Annotated in this window: 8 protein-coding genes; 7 read left to right on the top strand and 1 reads right to left on the bottom strand. The window is 39.4% G+C overall.

Translation table 11 applies throughout. From position 1 onward, the window contains the following. Positions 1-251 precede the first annotated feature (251 nt). The 7 genes from KYH19_RS23760 (at position 252) to KYH19_RS23790 (ending at position 10,745) form a co-directional block, all read left to right on the top strand. The gene (locus tag KYH19_RS23760) at positions 252-1,292 is read left to right on the top strand and encodes a ferredoxin--NADP reductase (protein ID WP_219077021.1); all 1,041 of its coding nucleotides are present in this window, start codon (positions 252-254) and stop codon (positions 1,290-1,292) included. A gap of 270 nt (positions 1,293-1,562) precedes the next feature. After that, complete coding sequence (locus KYH19_RS23765; protein WP_219077022.1) at positions 1,563-2,522, top strand: hypothetical protein; 960 nt, start codon at positions 1,563-1,565, stop codon at positions 2,520-2,522. Positions 2,523-2,634: 112 nt separating this feature from the next. Then, positions 2,635-5,559, top strand: coding sequence for an excinuclease ABC subunit UvrA (gene uvrA, locus KYH19_RS23770; protein WP_219077023.1), 2,925 nt, complete (start codon positions 2,635-2,637; stop codon positions 5,557-5,559). Between the two features lie 77 nt (positions 5,560-5,636). Further along, positions 5,637-6,404, top strand: coding sequence for a TatD family hydrolase (locus KYH19_RS23775; protein WP_219077024.1), 768 nt, complete (start codon positions 5,637-5,639; stop codon positions 6,402-6,404). Between the two features lie 412 nt (positions 6,405-6,816). Then, a complete protein-coding gene (locus KYH19_RS23780) occupies positions 6,817-7,836 on the top strand; it encodes an asparaginase (RefSeq protein ID WP_219077025.1) in 1,020 nt (339 codons plus the stop codon). A gap of 372 nt (positions 7,837-8,208) precedes the next feature. Continuing rightward, the gene (locus KYH19_RS23785; RefSeq protein WP_219077026.1) at positions 8,209-9,621 is read left to right on the top strand and encodes a rhodanese-like domain-containing protein; all 1,413 of its coding nucleotides are present in this window, start codon (positions 8,209-8,211) and stop codon (positions 9,619-9,621) included. A 158-nt stretch (positions 9,622-9,779) separates the two neighbouring features. Further along, on the top strand, positions 9,780-10,745 hold the full coding sequence (locus KYH19_RS23790; protein ID WP_219077027.1) for a YpdA family putative bacillithiol disulfide reductase: 966 nt from the start codon (positions 9,780-9,782) through the stop codon (positions 10,743-10,745). Positions 10,746-11,009: 264 nt separating this feature from the next. Here the strand turns inward: KYH19_RS23790 and KYH19_RS23795 are convergent, their stop codons facing one another. Then, entirely contained in the window at positions 11,010-12,002 is a 993-nt protein-coding gene (locus tag KYH19_RS23795) for a carboxylesterase (RefSeq protein WP_219077028.1), read from the bottom strand. Between the last annotated feature and the right edge of the window lie 32 nt (positions 12,003-12,034).

Below are 12,034 nucleotides of genomic sequence, written 5' to 3' on the forward strand. Positions count from 1 at the left end.
CCGGTTTTTAATCGGGACGTTTTTTTTGGAAATAATTTTGCAGATTATTGGCTTACACCGATTTGTTTTCTGATAAATATTGTTTTACCACAAAGTCACGAAGACACAAAGTTATTTTTATACATCATGCTAACAAATTAACCAATGGCTAATGAACCAATGAACAGTTTACAGTTGGCAATTTGCAGTTACCAATTAACAAATGACCAATGAACTATTGAACTAATAAACCAATTTCCTTTCTTTGCATTATGTTCAAACTGCGGATCAATAAAATCATCAATCAACCCGGCGATAATATTACTTTTCAATTTGAAGATTTGGATCAGTACCCTACGTATTTAGCGGGACAGTTTTTATCATTAGTTTTTCAGGGAAAGCATAAAGAGGTAAGAAGGTCGTATTCGTTTAACAGTTCGCCTGATGTTAATGAACCTTTAGCAATTACGGTAAAACGTGTGGAGAATGGGGAAATCTCGAGGTTTTTACACCATAAAACTTCTGTAAACGATATTCTTTTGGCTCAGGAGCCGCAGGGACTGTTCAGTTATGTGCCAGATGAAAATTTAGAACGCGATGTTTTTCTTTTTGCTGCAGGGGTTGGCATTACCCCATTGTTTTCGATTATGAAAACGGCATTGGTGCGGGAGAAAAAATCGTTGGTCACATTAATATATAGTAACAGATCAAAAGAGGAAACTTTGTTTTATGATGAACTGACCGAATGGCAACAGCAATATCCTGATAGGTTAAAAATTGTCTGGATTTTTAGCAACAGCAAAAACTTAATGACGGCCAGGCTGAATAAATTCTATATCGAGAATTTAATTAAAGAACATCTGCATTTTGAACGGGATAAAGCACTTTTTTACAGTTGTGGACCGGTTATCTACATGGATCTATGCCGGATTACCTTATTAGGTATGGGTTTCGATATTAAACAGATTAAAAGGGAGACTTTTGTACTGCCGGAAGATGAGGTTGATGAAGACGATAGTTCTGAAAAAGTAGTCGATAAAAATACGTATTCGGTTGTTTTAAATTTTAAAGGGGAATCATATAATCTTGAAGTTCCTTGGCCAAAAAGAATTTTAGATGTAGCACTAGAAAATAAAATTAAACTTCCTTATAGTTGTCGTGGTGGCGTATGCAGCACCTGCGTAGCCAATTGTACGAAAGGTGGCGTAAAGATGGATTACAACGAAGTGCTTACTGATGATGAAATTGAAAGAGGTAGAGTGCTGGTCTGTACGGGTCGCCCAACTGAAAATGGAACGACGATAGAGTGGTAGGTTAGTTCATTGGTCATTTGTTCATTAGTCACTTGTTCACAGGTTCGTTGATTAGCGTAACGTTCATAGTAGTATCGTCATCTCGAGCGGAGAGAAACGGAGCCGAGAAATCTTTTGAATATATTTAATTATTGAAATTTAACGTAATTCTCTGTTGAGGTGGCAAATAACTGTGACCTTTAACCTTTGTAGTTTCTATATCATTTAATTAGCAATCTTTATTTTATCTAAAATACAAAACCGTTCCCTCATAATCAGCGTTTATCTGGTATGACGAAAACTTTTTTTGTGCTTATCATCTGCCTCATCTGTTTACAATCTTTGGCTCAAGATTCAATAGCCTTAAAAAGAGAGTTTGCCAATAAAGAATATATTCATCTGTATAAAGAAAATGCTGATTTAGCTTATACGGCACCGGGCGGGGAATTGGGTGCACCTTCAAAATATGTAATCAACGGTAGGCTTACTACCACTTATATGCTTTTGGGTAGTTATAAATCGCCTATTGCCTTTGCGATTATTCCTGATTTTACGGTCCGTGTGCGGACCGAATTCTCAGCTGCTGTACGAACACCGAGTTACCGTTTAGGCGGAGCGCTTTATGCGAGGTTAAATCCGGATCCCGAACATTATAAATATGCCGAACTTGCTTTTACACACCATTCAAATGGTCAGGATCAGAGCGCATTTAATCCTGACGGTACAATTAATACCCGTACAGGAAATTTTAATGCGAATTATTTAACGCTTTCCTATCGTTTTGGTGATTTAACACCAGTTAACCCAGATGGAAGTTATTATTCATTCAATCATCGGCTTGGTTTGCAGTGGTATAAATTTTTCAGGTATGAGCCTGCACTTAATGAGGGATTTGGATTTACAAGAGTGCTGTATGGTTTCTCCTGGCGCAGGTATGATGAAATCGAAAAAAACGCAAGGAATAAGCAGAAAGTTAAAACCGAAAAAGAGACCTGGCGTTTAAACACTGAGTTATCTTATGCCGTAAATAAAATTCCATCCAAAAATTTTGCCAATATCCAGAAGCGGTTAAATGCCGAAATCAACTTCAATTACAGTTTTCCTTTTATGAATAATGTGTTTTTGATGGCTGCGGTTGGTTATTATGGCGAAGATAATTACAATATCTATTTTCAGGATCATTACGGTTATGTGCGCTTTGGCTTATCATCTGGTTTCCTTAGAAATAGAAGCCGACATTATGACAATTAATAGGTAATACAGATTGGTTTTGACTTTCATTTTGATAAAATTTTTAGCATTTTTGCGGATTGAAATCTGGTCTTTTTTAAGACCCGGTTTCGGCCCCAACTTTAAATAAAATATGAGCAATAAATCTATCGACCTCGGCGAGCAAAAAGATGTAGAAGTATATGGTGCGAGGGTACATAATTTAAAGAATATAGACGTTAGTTTTCCGCGCAATCAACTGGTTGTAATCACTGGTTTAAGTGGCAGCGGTAAATCTTCGTTGGCTTTTGATACCATTTATGCGGAAGGACAGCGCCGTTACATGGAAACATTCAGTGCCTATAGCCGCCAGTTTATGGGCGGTATGGAGCGCCCGGATGTGGATAAAGTTTCGGGACTAAGTCCGGTTATTGCCATTGAGCAAAAAACCACCAGTAAAAATCCACGTTCAACCGTGGGTACAATTACCGAAATTTACGATTTTATGCGTTTGCTTTATGCGCGTGTTGCCGATGCCTATTCGTATAATACCGGTGAGAAAATGGAGCGCATGAGCGAAGACCAGATTCTGCAGAACATCTTCAATAAATTTGATGGTATGGCCGTAAATATCCTTGCCCCGGTAGTTAAAGGCAGAAAGGGGCATTACCGCGAACTTTTTGAGCAGATCCGTAAACAGGGTTATGTGAAAGTGCGTGTAGATGGGGAAATTAAGGATATTGCTGCTAAAATGCAGGTAGACCGTTATAAAATCCATGATATTGAAGTGGTGATCGATCGCCTGATTATTGATGTGAAAGATAAAAAACGCCTGCTCGATTCACTGCAGATTGCAATGAAAATGGGTAAAGGGGTAATCAAAATCAGCGATAAAGATAATAATGTAGCACATTTTAGTAAGTTTTTGATGTGCCCAACTACAGGGATTTCTTATGATGAACCCCAACCCAATAGTTTTTCGTTCAACTCACCTTATGGCGCCTGTGAGCGTTGCGATGGTTTAGGGTATATTTTTGTAGTCGATAAAGATTCGGTTATCCCAAATCCAAAATTGAGTATTTTAAATGGTGGTTTGGCTCCTTTGGGCGAATATCGCGATATCTGGATGTTCCAGGTATTAAAAGCTTTGGCAAAAAAATACAGCTTCTCGCTTTCTACGCCCATTGAAAAATTAAGCGATGAGGTCATTAACATCATTTTAAGCGGTTCACCCGACCTGATTAAGGTTGAGGTAGAATACAATAAATGGAACGTTCAGAATTATAACATCACTTTTGACGGGATAATTAAAATGCTCGAAGAGCAGAACGAAAAAAGAAGCGAATCAGCATCTGACGATATGGACGAGTTCAGGAAACTAAAAACCTGTCCGGAGTGTCACGGTGCACGTTTGAAGAAAGAAAGTCTGAATTTTAAGGTAGATGGCAAAAACATTTTTGAACTGTCATCAATGGATATCAACAACCTTCATCAATGGTTTGAAAAAGTTGATGAACGTTTGTCCGACCGTCAGAATATCATTGCCAAAGAAATTTTAAAGGAAATTAAAGCGAGAATCGGCTTTTTAACCGATGTGGGTTTAACTTATTTAACTTTAGATAGAACTGCCCGTACACTTTCTGGTGGTGAGGCACAACGTATCCGTTTGGCTACGCAGATCGGTTCGCAGCTGATGAACGTCATGTACATTCTAGATGAGCCAAGTATCGGTTTACACCAGCGTGATAACGAACGTTTGATTAATGCACTTAAAAATCTCCGCGATCTTGGAAACACCGTTTTGGTGGTAGAACATGATAAGGATATGATTTTAGAGGCCGATTGGGTAATTGATGTGGGGCCTGGTGCCGGTATTCATGGAGGTACCGTTGTAGCCGAAGGAACAGCCGCACAGATTCTGAAATCGAATACCTTAACCGCTGATTATTTGAATGGCAAAAAGCAGATTGAAACACCAAAAGTCCGCAGGAAAGGTAACGGGCATAAATTGTCGATTGTTAAAGCTACGGGCCATAATTTAAAAGAGGTTTCAGTAGATTTTCCTTTGGGAAAATTTATTGCCGTAACCGGTGTTTCTGGTAGTGGTAAATCAAGTTTAATTACCGAAACTTTATATCCTATTTTAAACCACCATTTTTTCAGGGCCAAAAAAACACCTTTGCCTTACGAAAAAATTAATGGCTTAAAAGAAATAGATAAGGTAATCGAGATTGATCAGGCACCGATTGGCAGAACGCCGCGTTCAAATCCTTCAACCTATACCGGCGTTTTCTCTGATATCAGGAATTTGTTTGTTCAGTTGCCCGAAGCAAAAATTCGGGGTTACAAACCAGGCCGTTTTTCTTTCAACGTAAAAGGTGGTCGTTGCGAAACCTGTCAGGGTGCAGGTTTAAAGGTGATTGAAATGAACTTTTTGCCCGATGTACAAGTTCCTTGTGAAGAGTGCGGCGGAAGAAGATACAACAGGGAGACTTTAGAAGTCCGTTTCCGTGGAAAATCGATCAGTGATGTGTTGGATATGAGTATTGAAGATGCCTGTACTTTCTTCGAAAATATTCCGATCATCTACAGAAAGATCAAAACCTTAAAAGATGTTGGTTTAGGTTATATTACTTTGGGCCAATCGTCGGTTACTTTATCAGGAGGGGAGGCGCAGCGTGTAAAACTGGCCACTGAACTTTCTAAAAAAGATACCGGAAAAACCTTTTATATTTTAGATGAGCCTACAACAGGACTTCACTTTGAAGATATTAACGTGCTTTTGGGCGTATTGCAGGAGCTGGTTGATAAAGGAAATACCATTTTGGTGATCGAACATAATTTAGACGTGGTTAAAGTTGCCGATTGGGTAATTGATTTAGGAGAAGAAGGCGGTGCTGGCGGCGGAAGAATTTTGTTTGAAGGTACACCGGAAGGTTTGATCCAGAACCCGATCAGTTTAACCGGGAAATTTTTGAAAAAGGAAATGGAATGGATTCCGCAGAATGGAAAGTCTGAAGTCGGAAGTCCGGAGTCCAAAGTCAAAGCACCGAAAAAAAGCAAAGCTGAAAAGAAATAGAATTCCTTGTACAGGTATCAAGAATCAGCAAATCCATCTTGATACCTGATACTTATTACTTGATACTATAACAAAACATGATCTTCACCGATACCCATACCCATTTATATTACGAGCAGGATGCCGAGAAAAAGGCCCAGTTAATGGAGCGTTGTTTTGAAAGCGATGTGAACCGTTTGTTCTTGCCCAATGTTGACGTGAAATCGATCGCAATGATTGATGACCTGGTGGCGAAATATCCTGAAAACTGTTTTGCAATGGCCGGTCTCCATCCCTGTGATGTAAAAGAAGATTACCTTGCGCTGTTAGATGAAATTTATAAAAGTATTGCTAGTCGGAAAATTTATGCCATTGGCGAAATAGGGATCGATTTATATTGGGATAAAACCACTTTAGCTATTCAACAAGATGCTTTTCGCAAGCAGATTGGCTGGGCAAAAGAGCTAGGGTTGCCAATTGTAATTCATTGCAGAGAAGCTTTTGACGAAGTTTTTGAAGTATTGGAAAGCGAAAGAGATGAAAAATTACGTGGTATATTCCATTGTTTCACCGGAAATTTGGCTCAGGCAAAACAGGCTATTGACCTTAATTTTTATTTAGGTATTGGTGGTGTGGTTACGTATAAAAAAGCGGGTTTGGATCTGGTATTGGCAGATATTTCTTTAACTGACCTGGTTTTAGAAACCGATTCTCCTTATCTGGCACCGGTTCCTTTCCGTGGTAAACCCAATGAGAGCAGTTACCTGGTTTATATCGCACAAAAACTTGCGGATATTTATGGTGTTTCTATTGAAGAAATAGCGGATGTGACTACGGAGAATTCGAAAAAGATTTTTGGGGTTTAAAGTCGCGTCATTGCGAGAAGGCTTTTTCAGCCGACGAAGCAATCTATTCAGTGGGTTTAACCATAGCGTCATTATAAGTCGAGTGCAACACAGTCGAGAACCCGCAGGCTCAGTGAAGCTAAATCTATTGAGGCAGATTTCTCTTTAAACCTAAGGTCGGTCGTCATTTCGATCCGATAACTATCGGATGAAGTGCAACGTAATGGAGAAATCTGTTTCGCAGGATGCAGTAATTGATTTTTGAGAATCCGTCTTGTGGGAAAATTATCAATTTGACATGTGTTTGATGTTTAAATTATTAAATTGTTAATTTAGCTTTGCTGCTCGGTCTTTTTATTGCTAATTTAAAAATATCGCCCAATCATTTCTAAATTTTTAGTTTCTTTGCGTTGAGCAACCTTCACTAAACCAAATGACCAAAATACTTATAATTTATACCGGTGGCACCATCGGTATGGTTAACGATCCTACAAACGGGATGTTGATTCCGTTTGATTTTCAGCAGATAAAAGAAAATGTTCCGGAACTGGGCCGTTTAGATTACCAGTTAGATGTACACTCTTTCAATCCGGTTTTGGATTCATCAAACATGGATCCTGAAATATGGAAAACATTGGCCGAACTCGTTTACAATGAATATGATCAGTACGATGGCTTTGTGATCCTGCACGGATCGGATACCATGGCTTTTACCGCTTCTGCACTGAGTTTTATGCTCGAAAACCTCGATAAACCTGTTGTTTTAACCGGATCGCAGTTGCCTATCGGAGAAATCAGAACCGATGCCAAAGAAAATTTAATTACTGCGTTAGAAATTGCTGCAACTAAAGAAGATGGCAAAGCATTATTCCCTGAGGTTTGCATTTATTTTGATGCGCAATTGTTCAGGGGTAATCGTTCTATTAAATACAATAGTGAAAAGTTTGAGGCTTTCCGTTCGCCGAATTACCCGGTACTTGCAGAGGCCGGAGTACATTTACAGTTTCACAGAAATTACATTTTAAAAGCTACCGGCGGTGAGTTAAAATTGCATACCAATTTTAATTCGAATATTGGTGTGCTTAAATTATACCCGGGAATTACGCCACAAGCCGTTCAGGCCATCACCGATTCTAAAGTAGATGCCATCATTTTAGAAACTTTTGGCTCTGGTAATACCTCCACCGCACAATGGTTTTTAGATAGTTTGCGCCAGGCCATTTTAAATGGAAAAATCATTATTGATATCTCTCAGTGTAAAAAAGGATCAGTACAACTTGGTCGCTACGAAACCAGTAGGGAATTGTTAAAAATGGGCATTGTAAGCGGCTATGATTTAACTTTCGAAGCTACAGTAACCAAACTGATGTTTGTAATGGGCTTGGGGCTATCTGTTGAAGAAAGCCGTAAATTGATGGATGAATCGTTGCGGGGTGAGTTGACTAAAGATTAATGTCGCAATCCCGAGAGGTGTTGAAAATATCTAGAAAGCGTAAATTTTCAATTGCAAACTGATTTGGGCGTTACCCAAGCTACGCAAGGGTCGGGCTTTTCAGGGCTACGCTCCGCTCCGGTGCCGATGAAGGATCGGCACTGAACCCTTACAATCCCTAACGCAAAACCCACCTTTTCAAAACCTTACGGGCTTCCGAAACCTAAGAGGTCTGTACTAGAATAAGTAAAACTTCTGCAATTATGACTAACATCATTTCGGTTATAAGTATTTAGCCCTATTTTTGCTGAATAGATCCGTCCTGCTGAACTTGTTTCAGCATCTTTTTGGTAAGACCCTGAAATAAATTCAGGGTGACGTTGCGAAGAAAACATGAAAATAGAACAGATATACACAGGTTGCCTAGCAGAAGCCGCTTATTACATCGAAAGTGATGGTGAAGCTGCAATTATTGATCCTTTAAGAGAAGTTGCGACGTATTTAAAGAAAGCAGAAAAAGCTGGTGCTACCATTAAATATATTTTTGAAACGCATTTTCATGCCGATTTTGTTTCCGGTCACGTAGATTTGGCAGAAAAATCGGGTGCTGAAATTATCTATGGTCCAACTGCAAAAACCGAATTTAAATCGCATATCGCCAAAGATGGTGATCAATTTAAAATTGGTAAGCTAACCATAACGGCATTACACACTCCTGGCCATACCTTAGAATCGACCACTTATCTACTAACCGATGAAAATGGAAAAGACCATTGCATTTTTAGTGGCGACACCTTGTTTATCGGTGATGTAGGCCGTCCGGATTTAGCGCAAAAAGGACATTTAACAATGGAAGATTTAGCAGGAATGCTTTACGATTCGTTAAATGAAAAGATAAAACCTTTGGCTGATGATGTAATTGTTTATCCTGCTCATGGCGCAGGTTCTGCCTGTGGAAAAAGCATGAGTAAAGAAACTTTTGATACCTTAGGGCATCAGAGACAAGTTAATTATGCTTTAAAGGCTGAAACAAAAGAACAGTTTATTGCTGAAGTAACGGATGGCATTATGCCTCCGCCCCAATATTTTGCTAAAAATGCCGCCATTAATAAAGGTGGTGTAGAAAGCATTGACGATGTTTACGAGAAAGGCTTAAATGCTTTAACCCCGCAACAATTTGAGGATCTGGCCAACCAAACCGGGGCTATTATGCTCGATACCCGAGATCCGCAGGTTTTTGCAAAAGGTTTTATTCCAAATTCGATCAATATTGGTTTAAATGGTCAGTTTGCACCATGGGTTGGGGCTTTGATTACTGATTTGCAGCAACCTATTTTATTGATTACTGACCAGGGAAAAGAAGAAGAAACGATTACGCGTTTAACCCGCGTGGGTTACGATAGTACCATAGGATATTTGGATGGTGGTTTCGAAAACTGGACTGCAACAGGCAAAGAAATCGATACTATTGAATCTATATCAGCAGAGGCTTTTGAGCTGGCGGCATCAAATGGAGAAATTACTGCGCTTGATGTGCGTAAACCAGGCGAGTACGAATCAGAACATTTGGAATTTACGCTTAGCCGTCCGTTGGATTTTATTAACGAATGGACTGGCGAAATCAATCCGAAAGCGACCTATTATATTCATTGCGCAGGTGGTTACCGATCAATGATTGCGGCTTCTATTTTAAAATCGCGTGGGGTAGAAAACGTGATTGATGTAGCTGGTGGTTATGGTGCGATAAAAAATACCGGTTTAAAAAGAACTGATTTCGCCTGTCCAAGTAAAGCAATGCAAGTATAATTGGTATAAAAAAAGACTGGCTAAGCTTTAACCATTTAAGTGATTTAAGAAAATATAAGCTTATATGCCTCTTATATTTCTTATATGGTCAGCGAAAACGGTAAATACCTAATGTATTTATATTGTTTTATGCCTTAAAAATTTTAATAAATAGTCAATTGGCAAATCAAAATCATTACGACGTATTAATTATAGGTGCTGGCCCAATAGGGATGGCTTGTGCAATTGAAGCCCAAAAAGCAAACTTAAGCTATGTCATTATAGAAAAAGGTGCTTTGGTTAACAGTTTGTTCAACTACCCGGTATTTATGACCTTCTTTTCTACTTCGCAGAAGTTAGAGATCGGGGGCGTACCTTTTGTAACCATCAACCCAAAGCCTAACCGTAACGAAGCCGTAGAATATTACCGCCGAGTTGCCGAAAAGTTTGATTTAAAGATCAATCTTTTCGAGCGGGTGCAACAGGTGGTTAAAAATGAAGCTGATGTTTTCGAAATCAAGACTTCTAAAACAGATTATACGGCTGGAAATGTAATTGTGGCAACTGGTTTTTATGATGTACCTTTATTAATGAATGTACCAGGTGAACACCTGCCAAAAGTAACACATTATTATAAAGACCCACATTTATACACCTTTCAGAATGTAGTGGTGGTTGGTGCCAATAACTCGGGTGTTGATGCTGCTTTAGAAACTTACCGCAAAGGTGCAAATGTAACCATGGTGGTAAGGAGTGGTGAACTTGGTCCGCATGTTAAATATTGGGTTCGCCCCGATATACAGAACAGGATTAAGGAAGGTGAAGTCACTGCCCTTTTCTATTCTGAACTTGTTGAAATAAGGGAAGGCGAAGTGGATATTAAAACACCAGAAGGGATTAAAACGATTCCAAACGATTTCGTAATTGCGATGACGGGTTACCAGCCAGATTTTTCGATGTTGAGAAAATTCGGAATCGATCTGCCCGAAACACTTTGCCCAGCCTATAACGAAGAAACCATGGAAACCAATGTAAAAGGTTTATACCTGGCTGGTGTAGTTTGTGGTGGTTTAGATACCCACAAACTTTTTATCGAAAACTCGAGGGTACACGCCGAAATGATCGTGAAAAATATTTTGGGCTAGTGTCTTACGAAGTTTGGCCTTGGGGTTAGCGATGGAATAACTTCGTAAGTCTATACTAAATTCAGGGTTAATTACAACGATCGTCATCTCGACTGAAGCGCAGCGAAATGGAGAGATCTATTTGGACAGATTTTGCTTCGCAGAGCCTTCAGGTTCTCGACTGTATTGCACTCCGCTCGAAATGACGACTTCTTGCGATTGGACATCTCCACTTCAATATTTTTGGATTAAAAACTGATCTCTCAGCATTAAGTTTCAATTAAATCAATAAACAGGAACCTTCAGCGTACTTTCTACAAAACTTTCAATAGCAGTTTCCACACCCGGCAAATCCTTCGAAGTAATATATGATCCCATTACGTGGTTACCTGCATTGGGTATAGCTACTTTTCTCTTTAAATTATCAGCCGTACCCAGTTCATCGAACATTTTTAGCATGGCATCAACCTTAACCACCGGATCCTGTTCCAGCTCATTTTTATAATAATAAAGCAGTAAAACAGGTTGTTTTACCTTTTTAAAGGTTGGTTTGAGCATGCTGCTTTCAATAAATTCTTCCAGTTCTACCAACGATTCTAGCCGGTAATTGGTGTACCAGTATTTTTTGTATTCGTCGGTGCGGTCGTCCACTTTACGTTCGTCGCCGCCTACTACTTTACGGGCAATCTGCAAACCCCATGGGTTGTTTAAAAGCCAGGCATTTTTATCGTTAATGGCCACATTTGGCGACATTAAAATCAAACTATTAATTTCTGGATAGGTTGCCGCTAATTTTAATGCCACTGTGCCACCGGTAGAGGTACCCACTAAAATTACTTTTTTACCCAGTTTTTTGCCGATGGCATAAGCCTGTTTGCTGGTTTCCCAAAGGCGGTCGGCCGTAAAATATTGCATGGGTGCCAGGGTATCAATTCCGTGATCGGCCAGGCGGGCAAGGTATAAATTGGCGTGTAATTGCTTGGCTAAATTTAAGTGTACCGGGTTGCCTTCTGTTTTTGATGCCGAAAAACCATGTAAATACACAACAGCATATTCGGTTTGCTGGTGAAGGCTATCGGCCCATACAATTTCAGCTTCGTTGCCGGGTTTGATTTTATGCATGGATTCTATGCTGGCTACATAACCGTCCAGGTCTTCCAGATCGGGTACTTTGGTCAGCTCTTCACTAAATACTGGTTTTTTAGGTTTTGGGCCTAACAAATAACCAGCAATAATGAATGCCGAAAGGCCAATAATTACTTTGTAGCGTTTTTTCATGCCGTTAAATATTGGTTTAAATGTAAAATTTG

It is taken from the genome of Pedobacter sp. D749, from assembly GCF_019317285.1.
Lineage (GTDB): Bacteria > Bacteroidota > Bacteroidia > Sphingobacteriales > Sphingobacteriaceae > Pedobacter.